Annotated in this window: 16 protein-coding genes; 11 read left to right on the top strand and 5 right to left on the bottom strand. The window is 65.7% G+C overall.

All coding sequences use genetic code 11. From position 1 onward, the window contains the following. The first annotated feature begins 5 nt into the window (after positions 1 to 5). The 5 genes from ACWEFV_RS03315 to ACWEFV_RS03295 all read left to right on the top strand — a co-directional run bounded on the left by ACWEFV_RS03315 (position 6) and on the right by ACWEFV_RS03295 (position 4,503). On the top strand, positions 6 to 1,166 hold the full coding sequence (locus ACWEFV_RS03315) for an acyl-CoA dehydrogenase family protein (protein ID WP_450069045.1): 1,161 nt from the start codon (positions 6 to 8) through the stop codon (positions 1,164 to 1,166). Further along, positions 1,163 to 2,428, top strand: a complete 1,266-nt coding sequence (locus ACWEFV_RS03310) for an acyl-CoA dehydrogenase family protein (protein ID WP_450069044.1) — start codon at positions 1,163 to 1,165, stop codon at positions 2,426 to 2,428. The genes ACWEFV_RS03315 and ACWEFV_RS03310 overlap by 4 nt, the downstream gene beginning before the upstream one ends. Before the next feature lie 81 nt (positions 2,429 to 2,509). Beyond that, the gene (locus tag ACWEFV_RS03305; RefSeq protein WP_450069043.1) at positions 2,510 to 2,944 is read left to right on the top strand and encodes an SRPBCC family protein; all 435 of its coding nucleotides are present in this window, start codon (positions 2,510 to 2,512) and stop codon (positions 2,942 to 2,944) included. Between the two features lie 61 nt (positions 2,945 to 3,005). Continuing rightward, complete coding sequence (locus tag ACWEFV_RS03300; protein ID WP_167857829.1) at positions 3,006 to 3,599, top strand: TetR/AcrR family transcriptional regulator; 594 nt, start codon at positions 3,006 to 3,008, stop codon at positions 3,597 to 3,599. Positions 3,600 to 3,609: 10 nt separating this feature from the next. Continuing rightward, positions 3,610 to 4,503, top strand: coding sequence for a haloalkane dehalogenase (locus ACWEFV_RS03295; RefSeq protein ID WP_450069042.1), 894 nt, complete (start codon positions 3,610 to 3,612; stop codon positions 4,501 to 4,503). Here ACWEFV_RS03295 and ACWEFV_RS03290 read toward each other — a convergent pair. Beyond that, positions 4,500 to 5,783 (bottom strand): multidrug effflux MFS transporter, encoded by a 1,284-nt coding sequence (locus ACWEFV_RS03290; protein WP_450069041.1) that lies wholly within the window; start codon positions 5,781 to 5,783, stop codon positions 4,500 to 4,502. The two genes, ACWEFV_RS03295 and ACWEFV_RS03290, sit on opposite strands and share 4 nt — an antisense overlap. A gap of 79 nt (positions 5,784 to 5,862) precedes the next feature. Here ACWEFV_RS03290 and ACWEFV_RS03285 point away from each other — a divergent pair, with 79 nt between their 5' ends. Then, entirely contained in the window at positions 5,863 to 6,330 is a 468-nt protein-coding gene (locus tag ACWEFV_RS03285) for a MarR family winged helix-turn-helix transcriptional regulator (protein ID WP_135454011.1), read from the top strand. An 18-nt stretch (positions 6,331 to 6,348) separates the two neighbouring features. On the opposite strand, the gene ACWEFV_RS03280 is transcribed toward ACWEFV_RS03285, so the two are convergent. Both ACWEFV_RS03280 and ACWEFV_RS03275 read right to left on the bottom strand, forming a co-directional pair. Further along, positions 6,349 to 7,359, bottom strand: a complete 1,011-nt coding sequence (locus ACWEFV_RS03280; protein WP_210115651.1) for an Rv2578c family radical SAM protein — start codon at positions 7,357 to 7,359, stop codon at positions 6,349 to 6,351. Positions 7,360 to 7,654: 295 nt separating this feature from the next. Next, positions 7,655 to 8,089, bottom strand: a complete 435-nt coding sequence (locus ACWEFV_RS03275) for a hypothetical protein (RefSeq protein ID WP_135454006.1) — start codon at positions 8,087 to 8,089, stop codon at positions 7,655 to 7,657. Positions 8,090 to 8,324: 235 nt separating this feature from the next. On the opposite strand from ACWEFV_RS03275, the gene urtA reads away from it, so the two are divergent. From urtA to urtE, 5 genes are read left to right on the top strand one after another with little or no spacing between them, the layout of a single operon-like run. Next, positions 8,325 to 9,593 (top strand): urea ABC transporter substrate-binding protein, encoded by a 1,269-nt coding sequence (urtA, locus tag ACWEFV_RS03270; protein ID WP_450069040.1) that lies wholly within the window; start codon positions 8,325 to 8,327, stop codon positions 9,591 to 9,593. 31 nt (positions 9,594 to 9,624) lie between these two features. Next, complete coding sequence (gene urtB, locus ACWEFV_RS03265) at positions 9,625 to 10,509, top strand: urea ABC transporter permease subunit UrtB (protein WP_135454002.1); 885 nt, start codon at positions 9,625 to 9,627, stop codon at positions 10,507 to 10,509. A gap of 17 nt (positions 10,510 to 10,526) precedes the next feature. Continuing rightward, entirely contained in the window at positions 10,527 to 11,651 is a 1,125-nt protein-coding gene (urtC, locus tag ACWEFV_RS03260; RefSeq protein WP_450069261.1) for an urea ABC transporter permease subunit UrtC, read from the top strand. A 56-nt stretch (positions 11,652 to 11,707) separates the two neighbouring features. Beyond that, positions 11,708 to 12,463: an urea ABC transporter ATP-binding protein UrtD gene (gene urtD, locus ACWEFV_RS03255; protein ID WP_286175283.1), complete on the top strand. Its 756-nt coding sequence runs from the start codon at positions 11,708 to 11,710 to the stop codon at positions 12,461 to 12,463. Further along, positions 12,463 to 13,155, top strand: coding sequence for an urea ABC transporter ATP-binding subunit UrtE (urtE, locus tag ACWEFV_RS03250; RefSeq protein ID WP_450069039.1), 693 nt, complete (start codon positions 12,463 to 12,465; stop codon positions 13,153 to 13,155). The genes urtD and urtE overlap by 1 nt, the downstream gene beginning before the upstream one ends. A 24-nt stretch (positions 13,156 to 13,179) precedes the next feature. On the opposite strand, the gene hisS is transcribed toward urtE, so the two are convergent. Then, a complete protein-coding gene (gene hisS, locus ACWEFV_RS03245; protein WP_135453998.1) occupies positions 13,180 to 14,442 on the bottom strand; it encodes a histidine--tRNA ligase in 1,263 nt (420 codons plus the stop codon). After that, a complete protein-coding gene (locus ACWEFV_RS03240) occupies positions 14,439 to 15,104 on the bottom strand; it encodes an MBL fold metallo-hydrolase (RefSeq protein WP_135453997.1) in 666 nt (221 codons plus the stop codon). Before ACWEFV_RS03240 ends, hisS begins: the two co-directional genes overlap by 4 nt. Between the last annotated feature and the right edge of the window lie 80 nt (positions 15,105 to 15,184).

Genomic DNA, 15,184 nt, shown 5'->3' with positions numbered 1-15,184 from the left:
ACTTTATGACCGATGTGGCAAATCCCGAACAGATGCTGTTCACCTCCACCGCGCAGGCCTTCCTGGAAAAGGAGGTGCCGCTGACCCGCGTGCGCCAGCTGCACGCCGAGGGAGTCGCGTTCGACTCCCAGTGGTGGGGCCGCGCAGCGGAATTGGGTTGGGCCAGCCTGCTGGTGCCCGAGGAGCTCGGCGGCGGCAGCCCGTCCGGGGACGGCGTCACCGACCTGGCGCTGCTCGCCGAGCAGGCCGGCCGCACGGTGGCGCCCGGCCCGTTGCACCCGGTCAGCATCGTGCTGGCCGGCCTGGTCGAAGCACCCAGCGGACATGAGGAATTGATCGAGGCCCTGGTGTCCGGCGAGACCGTGGCGTCCTGGGCGGCCTATGAGCCCAACCGGCCGTTCGGGGCCCTGCAGTCCGCCACCGGCATCGGCACCACGGCAACCCGCACCGCATCGGGGTACCGGATCGACGGTGTCAAGGACCGCGTCGAAGCCGGCGACCAGAGCGGCACGGTACTGGTGGTGGCCGTGTGCGACGGGCAGATCCGGCAGTTCGCCGTGCCCACCGATACGGCCGGGGTCACGGTCACCCCGCAGAAGTCGGTGGACCTGGTCAAGCGTTACGCCCGAGTGCAATTCGACGGCGTCGAGGTCGGCGAATCCGCCGCGGTGGGGTCCGCCGAGCAGACGCCGGCCATCATCGAACGCCAACGCCAGGTGGCCCTGCTGCTGCAGTGCGCCGAGATCGTCGGAATCCTCGACGCGGTGCTCACGATGACCAATCAGTGGCTCGTCGACCGGCACAGCTTCGGTCGCCCGTTGGCCTCGTACCAGGCCCTCAAGCATCGCGCGGCCGACATGAAGATGTGGTTCGAAGCCGCGCGCGCCACCACGGCTGGCGCGGTGGCCGCGGTGGCCGAACGTTCCCCGGACGCACCGAAGCTCGTCAGCGTCGCGAAAGCCTATGTGGCCGAACGTGCTCCAGTGATGCTGCAGGACTGCGTGCAATTACACGGCGGCATCGGCGTGACCTGGGAACACGACCTGCATCTGTACCTGCGCAGGGTCTCCCTGTACCGGGCCATGTACGGCTCACCCGAAGACCACCATCGCGCGGTGTACGCGCTGAGCCGCAAGACCCGCGCAGCCGAGGAGGTTGGGGCATGACCGACACCGTGAGCACGACCGCCACGACTGAGTCTGTCGAAGAATTCGCCCTGCGCGCCCGGACCTGGCTGGCCGAGAACATGCCGTCCATCGATCCGGACAACCCTCCGTTCTCGGTGCGTGCCGAAACCGAATCCTGGGAGCGCGCAAAGGAACTGCAGAAGCGCCTCTACGAAGGTGGATTCGCGGGCATCTGCTTTCCGCGCGAGTACGGCGGCCTGGGACTGGATTACGCGTACCAGAAGGCGTTCAACGACGAGTGCACCGCGTATGAGATGCCGCTGATCCTCAACACTCCCTCGTTCACCATCTGCGGCGCGACGATTCTCGACATGGGCAGCGAAAAGCAGAAGCGCGAGCGCATTTCAGCCGCGATCCGCGGTGACGAGGTGCTCTGCCAATTGTTGTCCGAGCCCAGCGGCGGGTCGGACCTGGCCGGTGTGATCACCCGCGCAGAGCTCAAGGGCGACACGTGGATCATCAACGGCGCCAAGACCTGGAGCACCAGTGCATTTGCCGCCGACTACGGGTTGATGCTGGCCCGCACCGATTGGACCGTGCCCAAACACGAGGGCCTGACGATGTTCCTGGTGCCGCTGAACGCTCCGGGTATCACGATGCGCCGCATCACCGAGGTGAACGGTAACGAGGAGTTCTGCGAGGAGTTCTTCGACAACCTGGAACTTCCCGCGGACGCCGTGGTGGGCGAGGTCAACGACGGCTGGACGGTGGCCTCGCGCCAGCTGCACCACGAACGTCGCGCTGTCGGGGGCGGATCCGAGTTCGCCAGCGGGACCGGCGCCGAGAACGCGAACGAGATGCCGCCGGATCACATCGCACTCGCCGAGGCCACCGGGCAGGGTGACGACGCCCGGGTCCAGGACCTGGCAGGCCGTGCCCTGGTGCGGCGCATCGTCAAGAAACAACTCATCGACCACGTCGGCAGCGCCATCGCCAACGGCTCGCTGCCACCCAACGCGGGCACCCTGATCCGGCTGTTCCACGCCGAGACCACCGAACTCGAGGTCGACACCGCGTTGGCCATCGCAGGCACAGCAGGTGTGATCGACGAAGGTTCGGCAGATGTCCCCGGCCTGCTCGACATCGGGGTCCGCTACCTGTCTCGCCAGACAGGGTCGTTGGGCGGCGGCAGTTCGGAGATGGCACGCAATGTGATCGGCGAGCGGATCCTGGGCTTCCCACGCGAACACGCGGCCGACCGCGGCGTGCCGTTCAATGAGGTCAGGCGCAACAAGAGCTGACCGTCCTTCAGCACTGAGGCACGGTCGTGTCGACAGGTTTGCCGCGTACGGTGGGGACCAGTCAACGCAGGGGGAATCCCGATGCCCACCATTCATTTGGAACGAGTGATCGCAGCACCGCTCGAGCAGGTCTTCGACTGGATGGCCGACCCAGCGGGTCTGGCCACCGCACCGCTGGTGCTCCGGTCCCGGTGGGCGGCGGGTTCGTCGGAACCCGCCGTGGGGGCCGTACGGGCGGTGACCGGAGCCGGTATGTGGTTTCGGGAGGAGATCACGGCCTACGACCGCCCGAACAGTTACTCGTATCTGATCATCGGGTCTTTCCCGCCGTTCGATCACGACGGCGGCACACTGACTTTCGCACCCCGCGGCGACGGTACGCACATCGACTGGACGACGAGCTACACCCACCCCGCACGCGCCGGCGGTAAGGCGATGGAGGCCATCAGCTCACGGCTGCTCCCGTGGAATTTCCGCGGCATCCTCACCAACTGCGCCAGGGCGCTGGAGCACTAGGCAGTCTCTCCAAGAAGACACTTCCCATGATAGGCATCATGCGATTAGCATGATGTCTATCATGCGAAATCCAGCGACGAAGCGTGCCGACAGCAAGCAGGAGTCTCAGGACCGGATCCTCGATGCCGCCGCACGCAGGCTGCGCGAAGAGGGACTGACCGGTGCGGGCATCGCCGCAGTGATGCGCGATGCCGGGCTCACCCATGGCGCCTTCTACTCCCACTTCAGCACCAAGGACGAGCTTGCGGGTGCGGCCTTCGCCCATGCCATCGGCACCGGTCGCCCGCGCTGGATCAAGCCGTCACACGGTGAATCCTGGCGAGCCCGCCTGAGTGGCCTGGCCAAGCGCTATCTCACTCCGGCACATCGCGACGACCTGGCGACCAGCTGCGCCTTCGCCACCTTGGGCTCCGAGGCAGCTCGTGGATCCGACGAATTTCGTGCCGCGTACGAACGCGAGCTCCGCACGTCGCTGTCCGCGATCTGCGGCGACGACACCGACGACGAACGGTTCGACGAGGCCATCGCGCTGATGGCAGTCTGCGTCGGCGGCATGACCCTGTCCCGGGCGGTCGCCGACCCTGAATTCTCCGCGCGCATCTTACGTAGCGCTCGGGCCGCCGCCGCCAAAGTTGCCGAAGACCAACCACATTGAGGAGAACGTCATGGTCAGCGCTGAACCGTACGGAAAGCTGCAGTACAAGGAAATCAACGGTAAGCAGATGGCCTACGTCGACGAGGGTGACGCCGCGGCCGCTTCGGCCATCGTGTTCCAGCACGGCAATCCCACCTCGTCGTACCTGTGGCGCAACGTGATGCCCCACCTGGAAGGCCTCGGCCGGCTGGTGGCGTGCGACCTGATCGGCATGGGCGGCTCCGACAAGCTCGACGATTCCGGGCCGGACCGCTACCACTATGCGGAGCAACGCGATTACCTGTTCAAGCTCTGGGACTCACTGGATCTGGGAGACCGTGTGGTGCTCGTCCTGCACGACTGGGGATCGGCACTGGGGTTCGACTGGGCCAATCAGCATCGCGACCGCGTGGCCGGGATCGCCTACATGGAGGCCATCGCGTCGCCGATGACGTGGGCGGACTGGCCCGACCCGGTGCGGGAGGTCTTCCAGGGTTTCCGCTCCCCCAACGGTGAGTCAATGGTCTTGGAACAGAACATGTTTGTCGAAGGTGTACTCCCCGGAGCGATCCGGCGCACACTGACCGACGAGGAGATGGACCACTACCGCGCGCCGTTCCGCGCGCCAGGTGAAGACCGCCGGCCTACGCTCTCGTGGCCACGCAACATCCCGGTCGACGGCGAGCCCGCCGACGTCGTCGCGATCGTCGAGGACTACGGCAACTGGCTCAAGACCAGCGACGTCCCCAAACTCTTCGTCAACGCCGAACCCGGCGCCATCATGCGCGGGCGCGTCCGTGAATTCGTCCGGGCCTGGCCGAATCAGGCCGAGGTGACAGTTTCCGGTTCGCATTTCATTCAGGAGGACAGCCCCGACGAGATCGGTGCGGCCATCGCGGACTTCGTTCGCGGGCTCGCCGGCTAGTTCGTGGAGCTGGCTACGGCCTCGGGAACGACTGACTCGACTTCGCGGTCATCCCAGTCGCTTTCACCGCCAGGAGCATGCCCGCGGGTCAACACGAACAACGCCGTCGCGGCCAGTGCGGCACAGCTGAACATCAGCGTCCCCATCGGCACCGCGCTGTGCTCACCGGCCAGACCTACCAAGGGCGACGCCACGGCGCCGAGGCCGTATTGCACGAATCCGATGATCGCCGAGCCGGTTCCGGCCGCGTACCGGACCTCCCCGATCGCCAGCGTGGTCGCGTTGGCGAAGGTGAAGCCGACGGTAGCCATGAAGCCGGCCATCAGGGCCACGGTCACCGATGGCAACACCCCACCGACTGTGACATTGAGCAGCATCAGCAGCGTGACGATGACCATGGCCGAGACACCGCACAGCAGAAGCTTGCGTGGCGAGACGGTACGAACCAGCCGGGCCGACACCACACCCGACACGGCTACCGCCAGGGCGCAGGCGCCGAATGTGAGCGAGTAGGCCCGAGGCGACATACCGATGATGTTCTGGAGCACGAACGGCGAGGCCGAGATATAGGAGAACATCGCCGCCGCGGCGAAGCCGAGGGTAAGCGTGTAGCCCATGAAGCGGCGATTGCCGAGCACCGAAACAGCGTTTCGGGCAAAGGCGTTGATTCCGGCGGGACGGCGATTCTCGACGGGCAGCGATTCTCCTGCCAGGAAGAATGCACCGATCAGCATCAGCAGGTTCAACCCCGCGAGTGCGAAGAACACCGCGCGCCAGCCCAGGCCGGCGACCACCTGACCGCCGAGCACGGGCGCCAGGATCGGCGCCAGCACCCCGATGACCATCATCACCGAATACAGCTGCGCTGCCTGGGAACCGCGGGTGCGGTCGGTGATGATCGCCCGGGCGATGACCACCCCCGCGGCACCGGCGAATCCCTGCACGAACCGCAACGCGATCAGAACCTGGACCGACGGGCTGAACGCGCACAACACACTGGCCGTCAGGCAGGCGACGACGCCGATCAGCATCGGACTGCGCCGCCCGAGCCGATCGGAGAGTTGGCCGATGAACAACTGCCCTACCGCCAGGCCCACCAAAAAGGTGGTCAGGGTCAGCTGAATCATCGACGCCGACGTCCCGAACTCGTCTGCCATGCCCGGAAACGCCGACATGTACATGTCGACCGAGAACGGTGTCACGGCGGTGAGTAACGCCAGAACGATGATCAGTGCCACTGAAGGTGGCGTGGTGGCCGGAGTTGCCGATCGAAAGGCCATGTGCCCCTTACTTCAATATTTGAGCGTTAAGATTATTTATATCAATATACTTATTGACCCATAAGTATTGAAGGGTGCTATGGACGACACTTCGCCTCCCGCCGACGGTGGCCGACTCCGCGAACTCGCACTCGTGCTGCACGACCTGTCTTGGCGGATCGCACGGTTGGGCCCGGCCCAGGTCGGAGTGGATCCACTTCCGGCATCTGAACTCGCAGTACTGCGCTCGATCATGGAGCAACCGGACCGCAGCGTGTCCGAGGTCGCCGACTCCCTGTCGATGCAGACCAGCAACGTGAGCACCGCGATCCGTGCATTGACCGAACGCGGGCTGGTCGGCAAACGGGTCGCCGACAACGACCGGCGCGTTTACCTGCTCTCCCCCACGCCCCGGGCCCTTCGCGAGCGCGACCAGATCGAGAACGCGATTGCAGCGACAGTCTCGGCAGCACTCGACGCCATCCCGAAAAGTCAGCTCAGCGCGCTACAGAAAGCCGCACCCGCCTTGGAGGCACTGACCCACCAGGTCGGGCCCCACTCGTGGTGACCACTGACGAACACCGGCTCAGAACAGCGTCGGCTGCACGGGCGACGCGGCAGTCGTAGCCGAACCGGCGTCGACAACCCGCGGTGCGCCCGTCAACCCATGCCTGGCGACCAAAGGCCGGACCCGGGCCCGCAGCATGTCGCGGTAGTCCGCGGGCAGGTATGCCCCACGCCGATACAGCCGCTGGTACTCACCGACCAGATCAGGACGCGCGCGTCCCAACCAATCCATGAACCAGCCCCGTGTCGAACCACGCAGATGCAGACCGAAAACGGTCACCCCGCTCGCACCGGCCGCCGCGATCCGGCCCAGCAACGCGTCGAGATGCTCGACGGAGTCGGTCAGGTACGGCAACACCGGGGCGACCATGACGTGGCAGTCCAGGCCCGCCTCACGGATCGCCGAGATCAAGCCGAGGCGCGCTTGCGGCGAGGGTGTTCCGGGTTCGACGTCGCGGTGCAGATCTTCATCGCCGACCGCCAGCGACACCGCCACACTCACCGGCACCCGGTCGGACGCGTCGGCGATCAAACTCAGGTCCCGGCGCAGCAGTGTGCCCTTGGTGAGGATGGAGAACGGCGTGCCGGAATCCGCGAGCGCCGCGATGATCCCGGGCATCAGCGCGTAGCGGCCCTCGGCCCGCTGATACGGGTCGGTATTGGTGCCCAGTGCGACCGTCTCCCGGTTCCAGGACGGGCGACGCAGTTCGCGGCGGAGCACTTCGGCGACGTTGGTCTTGACGACCACCTGCGAGTCGAAATCCGAGCCGGAATCGAGGTCCAGGTACTCGTGGGTGGGCCGGGCGAAGCAGTAGCGACATGCATGACTGCAGCCGCGGTAGCCGTTGACGGTGAAGCGGAACGGCAGTGCGGATGCGGCCGGCACCTTGTTGAGGGCCGATTTGCACAGCACCTCATGGAAGGTCATCCCCTCGAACTGCGGCGAGCGGACGCTACGGACCAAACCGACCCGCTGCAGGCCGGGCAATGCACCGTCGTCGACTCCGACCGCTTGCCCATCCCAACGCACACTCCAATCGAACATCTGTTCGATGTTGATGTCAAGGTAATTCCACCCGTGTCGAACATGCGCAGACGAAGGCCGAATGGATACCTCGAATGAAGACTGGGTGCGCCGATGCCGCGGTTTCGGGTACGGCATCGGCGCGCGCCGAGGGCGCTTGCCCAGTCAAACGCACATCGGGCCGGAAGCGGAACCGCCCGACGTGCACTCGTTTATCGAACAACAGTTCGAGTGCGTAGTCAAGGCGGATCTCAGTCCGTGGGATCCTCGCGAATCCCGCATCGGGGCGTCAGCTCACCGATTACCACTGACCGAGCTGGCAGCGCGGGCTGTACGGATGATCGTTCTGGACGGCGATCTGACCGTCGACGGCGATCTCGCAGTGCGCGTTGGGCTGGGCCTGGCCCCCGTGCGTCGTGCTCGCGACGGTGAAGATCGCCCACTGCGGGTCGGCGAGCGTGGTCTCGAAGACCCAGGGCGCGTCGGGACCGACGTTCACCGTCGCCTTCTGCAGGTACTTGTACGCGTCCGCGTTGTAGGCGTCTTTGCTCGCAGGCTGCGCCGTCAGGTAGTAGAGGTCGAATTCGTAAGGCGCGCCAGACGTGAGCGTGTACTTCACCTGATGGCCTTGGCCCGCCGGGTCCGCATACGACGTTGCGTTGGAGACCGCCATACCCGCAGCCGCCAGAACCAGCGCCGCACCGACCGTGGTTGTCGCTTTTCGCATGTTCCTCATATCGACGCAGGCTACCGCCTTGTTACAGGTGCGACTAACGGGTCTCGTGACGCCGCGTCAACGGCAAACCAACTCTGCCTAGCTTGAGGTTAATTTGTTTGTCACACACAGACATTTCCCAGTAACAGCTGCGCTCTAACGTCCCGATTCGACACCCGCACAGGGTGTCAGCCTCTTGCACCGCTGCCGATCGTGATCGGCCGAGAAGCGCTGCCATTCAAGGGAAAGGTCGCCCATGCGAGTTCCAGGACGTGTCCCGTTCCGTCGGTCAACGTTAGCCGCAGGGAGTTTGATCGCAGTCGCCGGCTTGCTACTGGCCGGCTGCGGCAGCCGGGCGAGCGACACCGACACAGCAAACGCGACTTCCTGTGTGGACACCTCCGGCCCGAAGATCAAGGTCGGATCGTTGAACTCCCTGTCGGGCACGATGGCCATTTCCGAGGTGACGGTGCGCGACGCGATCAAGCTCGCGGTCTCCGAGATCAACTCCAAGGGCGGCGTCCTGGGCAAACAGATCGAACTGATCGGCGAGGACGGGGCGTCCGAGCCCACGGTATTTGCCGAGAAGGCCGAGAAACTGATCAGCAGCGATTGTGTGGCTGCGGTGTTCGGCGGTTGGACGTCCTCGAGCCGCAAGGCGATGCTCCCGGTGTTCGAGAGCGCCAATGCCCTGCTGTACTACCCCGTGCAGTACGAGGGCCTTGAATCGAGCAAGAACATCTTCTACACCGGCGCCACCACCAACCAGCAGATCGTCCCGGCACTGGACTACCTCAAGGAGAAGGGCGTCAAGTCGCTCTACCTCGTGGGCAGCGACTATGTGTTCCCGCAGACCGCCAACCGAATCATCAAGGCCTACGCCAAAGAGAACGGCATCGAGATCAAGGGTGAGGACTACACCCCGCTGGGCTCGACCGACTTCTCCACCATCGTCAACAAGGTCCGCAGTGCCGACGCCGACGCCGTGTTCAACACCCTCAACGGCGACTCGAATGTGGCGTTCTTCCGCGAGTACCGCAACGTCGGCCTGACCCCGCAGGAGATGCCCGTGGTCTCGGTCTCGATCGCCGAGGAAGAGGTCGGCGGCATCGGTGTGCAGAACGTCACCGATCAGCTGACCGCATGGAACTACTACCAGACGATCGACACCCCGGTGAACAACGCCTTCGTCAAGGCCTACAAGGACTTCGTCAAGGATCCCAAGAAACCCACCTCGGATCCCATGGAAGCCGCCTACGTCTCGGTCTACCTGTGGAAGAACACCGTCGAGAAGGCCAAGTCGTTCGACATCGCGGCGATTCAGGAAAACGCCGGCGGCGTCAGCTTCGATGCCCCGGAAGGCAAGGTCACGATCGACGGCGAGAACCACCACATCACCAAGACCGCGCGGATCGGCGAGATCCGGCCCGACGGCCTGATCTACACGATCTGGGAGTCCAAGGGTCCGATCGATCCCGACCCGTACCTGAAGTCCTACCCGTGGGCCGCGGGGCTGTCCGGCTGACGAGCGAAGCGACGGGGGAATCGAACACCGCATGGACATCCTCATCGGCCAGCTGGCAACAGGATTGAGCCTCGGCTCAATCCTGTTGCTGGCCGCACTCGGCCTGTCCCTGACGTTCGGCCAGATGGGCGTCATCAACATGGCGCACGGCGAATTCATCATGGCCGGCTGCTACACCGCCTACGTGGTGCAGCAGGTCATCACCAATGCCGGTGCCTCACTACTGATCTCGCTACTGGTCGGGTTCCTCGTCGGCGGCGCCATGGGCGCACTGTTGGAGGTGACGCTGATCCGGCGGATGTACCACCGTCCGCTGGACACTCTGCTGGTCACCTTCGGCGTCGGCCTGATCCTCCAACAGGTGGCCCGCGACATCTTCGGTGCGCCTGCGGTCAATGTCGTTGCCCCGGATTGGCTCTCGGGTGGCGTCGAGATTCTCGGCGCCGTGGTGCCCAAGACCCGCATATTCATCCTGGTGTTGGCAGTCGTTTGTGTGGCGGTGCTCGCCACCGTGCTCAAGACCAGCCCGATGGGGCGGCGGATCCGGGCCGTGGTACAGAACCGCGATCTGGCTGAGACCAGCGGGATCTCGTCCCGCAGAACCGATATCACCACCTTCTTCATCGGATCCGGCCTGGCCGCCGTGGCCGGTGTGGCCCTGACGCTCATCGGCTCCACCAGTCCGACCATCGGCCAGAGCTTCCTGATCGATGCCTTCCTGGTGGTGGTGGTCGGCGGTCTGGGCCAGATCAAGGGCACCGTGATCGCGGCGTTGGCCCTCGGTTTCCTGAATTCGTTCATCGAGTACAGCACCACGGCGTCGCTGGCCAAGGTGATCGTGTTCGGCATCATCGTGATCTTCCTGCAGGTGCGCCCGCAGGGATTGTTCACGGTTCGGACCAGGAGTCTGGTATGAGCGCACTGACACAGGGAATACGGACGAACCTGGGCCGCTGGCAGACGTGGGCCGGATTCGGCGTCGCGGCGGTGGTGCTGTTCGGCGTCGCCCCCGCCGCGCTGTCGGACTTCCGGCTCAGTCTGCTCGGTAAGTTCCTGTGCTTCGCGATCGTGGCGGTGGGCATCGGATTGGCCTGGGGCCGGGGCGGAATGCTGGTACTCGGGCAGGGTGTGTTCTTCGGCCTCGGCGGCTACATGATGGGCATGCACCTCAAGATCGCCGACGCCGAGATCCGCGGGCACGACGTGCCCGACTTCATGCAGATCGCCGGGGTACGGCACCTGCCTACCTATTGGGAACCATTCGCCTCCCCCGCGTTCACGTTGTTGGCAATCCTGGTTCTGCCGACGGGAATCGCGGCCCTGCTCGGCTTCGGTGTGTTCAAGCGCCGGGTCAAGGGCGCCTACTTCGCGATCCTCTCGCAGGCGTTGGCCGCGGCGCTGGCGATCCTGCTCGTCGGGCAGACCAGCCTCGGCGGCAGCAACGGGTTGACCAACTTCCGAACCTTCTTCGGGTTCAACCTCAATGACCCGACAAACAAGCGGATGGTCTATTTCATTGCGGCAGCGACTCTGCTGATCGTGGTCGCCGTGGTGCGTCAACTCATGTACAGCCGTTACGGCGAGTTGTTGGTCGCCGTGCGCGACGGTGAGGAGCGCGTGCGGTTCCTGGGCTACGACCCGGCCAACATCAAGGTCGTGGCCTACACCCTGGCCGCTTTGTTCGCCAGCATCGCCGGTGCGTTGTTCGTGCCGATCGTCGGCTTCATCGCGCCGTCACAGGTCGGCATCGTGCCGTCCATCGCCTTCCTGATCGGGGTGGCGATCGGCGGGCGCACCACGCTGCTCGGCCCGGTTCTCGGCGCCATCGGTGTGGCTTGGGCCCAAACCCTGTTCTCCGAACGGTTTCCGTCCGGGTGGATCTACGCGCAGGGCCTGTTGTTCATCGTCGTGGTCGGATTCTTCCCCGCCGGCCTGGCCGGGCTCGGTGTGCTGTTCGCCCGGTGGCGGCGCCGGCGGTCCACCACAGCGGATGCCGAGGAGTCCCAGCCCGAGGCGGCATCAGACACCGATACCGAGAAAGTAGGTGCCTCATCGTGACCGGAGCCGAGCAGGCCACCGAGGCGCCCGAGCCGATGGCCGGCGGCAACGCCGGCATGGGTGCCGAGTATCTGGAAGTCCGCGGTCTCACAGTAGATTTCGACGGGTTCAAAGCGGTCAGCGATGTCGACCTCACCCTGTTTCAGGGTGATCTGCGCTTTCTGATCGGCCCCAACGGGGCGGGAAAGACGACCGTCATCGACGCCATCACCGGCCTGGTGGCAGCCACCGGTTCAGTGAACAAGTCGGGTGTGGAACTGCTCGGTAAGAAGGTGCACCAGATCGCCCGACTGGGCGTGGGCCGCACATTTCAGACCGCGAGCGTGTTCGAACAGCTGACGGTGTTGCAGAACCTCGACATCGCGGCGGGCGCGGGCCGTTCGCCGTGGACACTGCTGCGCCGCCGGCGCGGCATCCTGCCCGCGATCGAGGAAGCACTGGAAACCACCGGGTTGGCAGACCTGGCCGACAAACCCGCCGGCGTACTGGCTCACGGCCAGAAGCAGTGGCTGGAGATCGGCATGCTGCTGGTGCAGAACGCCGATGTCCTGTTGCTCGACGAGCCGGTGGCCGGGATGAGCCACGAGGAACGTGAGGAGACCGGAAACCTGTTGCGCCGCATCGGCGGAACCCGCACCGTGGTCGTGGTCGAGCATGACATGGATTTCATGCGGGCATTCGCGACCTCGGTGACGGTGCTGGCCCGCGGCCAGGTGATCGCCGAGGGTTCGGTGGCCGAGGTGCAGGCCAACCCGAAGGTCCAAGAGGTCTACCTCGGCACTGCCGCGGCCGGCGTGGAAGGAATCTCCTGATGCTCGAACTTCTCGATGTCCGAACCGGTTACGGCCGATCCGAGGTGATCCACGGCGCGAGCATCGCGGTGCCGTCCGACGGTGTCGCGGCGGTGATGGGTCACAACGGCGCAGGCAAGACGACGCTGCTGCGGGCGGCCGTCGGACTGCTCAAATGCACTGCGGGCAAGGTGCTTTTCGACGGTGAGGACATCACCAGACTGCGGCCGAGTGCGAGGGTGGCCCGGGGCCTGGCATACGTACCCCAGGGACAGCAGTCCTTCGGCCAGCTGACGACCGCCGAGAACCTTCAGGTGGTCGCCGATGGCCGGCGTAACGGCAAGGCGCTGATCGATGAGCAGCTGGACCTGTTCCCCGCCCTCAAGGAACTGCTCAACCGGCGGGCCGGTCTCCTGTCGGGTGGCCAGCGGCAACAACTCGCGATTGCCCGGGCATTGATCACCAGCCCCACGTGCCTGATCCTCGACGAGCCGACCGAAGGCATCCAGCCGTCGGTGGTGGCCGAGATCGAAGCCGCGATCACGTCGCTGACCGCACGCGGCGATCTGGGCGTGCTGCTGGTGGAGCAGCACATCGGGTTCGCGCTGGAATCCGCTCAGCGTTACTACATCCTGGAGGCCGGCCGCATCACCTCGAGCGGCACCGGTGGCTCGACTTCAGAAGCCGACGTCCGGGCCGCAATGGCCATCTGACCCCCTGCACCGCGGGGCGATGGGTCAGGCCAGCCGGGAAAGCACCTCGGCCACAACGGAATCGGTGGCGATATCCACCTGCTCGCCGGTCGCGAGATCCTTGAGCCCGATGGTGCCGGCCTCGATGTCGCGGTCGCCGGCCACGAGCGCGTACTTGGCGCCCGAACGGTCGGCCGCCTTCATCGCACCCTTGAGCCCGCGGTCGCCGTAGGCCAGGTCCACCCGCACGCCGCCGGCCCGCAGCCGCGCGGCCAGCTTGGCCAACTCCAGCTTGGCGGCGTCGCCCAGCGGCACGCCGAACACCTCGACGCCGCCGACACCGGTCACCGACTTGCCCTCGGCCTGCAATGCGAGCAGCGTGCGGTCGACGCCGAGCCCGAAGCCGATGCCGGACACGTCCTGCCCGCCGAGCTGACTCATCAGGCCGTCGTAACGCCCGCCTCCGCCGATGCCGGACTGCGCGCCCAGCCCGTCGTGCACGAACTCGAATGTGGTCTTGGTGTAGTAGTCCAACCCGCGCACCATCCGCGGGTTGATCACATACGGCACACCGAGACCGTCGAGGTGCGCCTGCACCACCTCGAAGTGGGCCTTGGCACTATCCGACAGATGGTCGAGCATGAGCGGCGCGTCGGCGGTCATCTCCCGCACGTGGGGCCGCTTGTCGTCGAGCACCCGCAGCGGGTTGATCTCGGCGCGACGCCGGGTGTCTTCGTCGAGGTCGAGCTTGAACAGGAAGTCCTGTAGCAGCTCCCGGTAGGCCGGCCGGCAGGTGTCGTCGCCCAGGGAGGTGAGCTCGAGGCGGAAGCCGTCCAGACCCAGTGACCGGAATCCGGCGTCGGCGATCGCGATCACCTCGGCGTCGAGCGCCGGATCATCGACGCCGATGGCCTCCACCCCGACCTGCTGCAGCTGGCGGTAGCGTCCGGCCTGGGGCCGTTCGTAGCGGAAGAACGGCCCCGAGTAGCAGAGCTTGACCGGCAACGCGCCCCGGTCCAGCCGGTGCTGGATCACCGCGCGGATCACGCCGGCGGTGCCCTCGGGCCGCAGGGTCACCGAGCGGTCGCCCCGGTCGGCGAACGTGTACATCTCCTTGGACACCACATCGGTCGACTCGCCCACACCTCGGGCGAACAGCGCGGTGTCCTCGAAGATCGGCAGCTCGATGTCGCCGTAGCCGGCGCGGCGCGCCGAAGCCAGCAGGCCGTCCCGGACCGCCACGAACTGCGCCGACTCCGGCGGTAGGTAATCGGGCACGCCCTTGGGCGCCTGGAATGCAGATGTCACAGAGTCAAACCTTCGAGAAACGGGTTGGTGCGGCGTTCGTGCCCGATGGATGTGCGCGGGCCGTGTCCTGGTAATACCACGGTGTCGTCGTCGAGTACCAACAGCTTTGTCACGATCGACTCGAGCAGGTCGCGTCCGCTGCCACCGGGCAGGTCGGTGCGGCCGACCGAGGACTTGAACAGCGTATCGCCTGTGAAAACAGTCCTGTCGACCCGGAACACCACCGATCCCCTGGTGTGCCCCGGGGTGTGGTCGACGGTCACCGAGAGGCCGCCGAAATCGAGGGTCTGACCGTGCCGGTCCAGCTCAATCAGCTGTTTGGGCTCGGAGAGCAGCACACCGAACGCCAGGCGGGACAGCCGCCCAAAGACGGCGGGCCCGAAATCCTTGATCGGATCGGTCAGCATGAACCGGTCCTCGGGGTGGATGTAGGCAGGACAGCCATAGGTGTCGGCCACCTTCTGGGCCGACCAGATGTGATCGATGTGACCGTGCGTCAGCAGGACAGCTGCCGGGGTGAGCCGGTTCTCGTCGAGAATCCGGCTCAGCCGGTCCATGGCCCGCTGGCCTGGGTCGACGACGATCGCGTCGGCCCCTGGCCGCTCGGCCAGGACATAGCAGTTGCATGCCAGCATCCCGGCCGGGAATCCGGTTATGAACACGGCCCCAGTTTCCCACGGCCGCGCCGCCACCTGCGGTTCCCGCGGGTCGCAGACCCAGGACCCAGGCTCGCCTGGCAGAC

This window comes from Mycobacterium sp. NPDC004974, from assembly GCF_053600815.1.
Note: the sequence above shows the minus strand (reverse complement) of the source record. Positions and strands in the feature narration are given on the sequence as shown.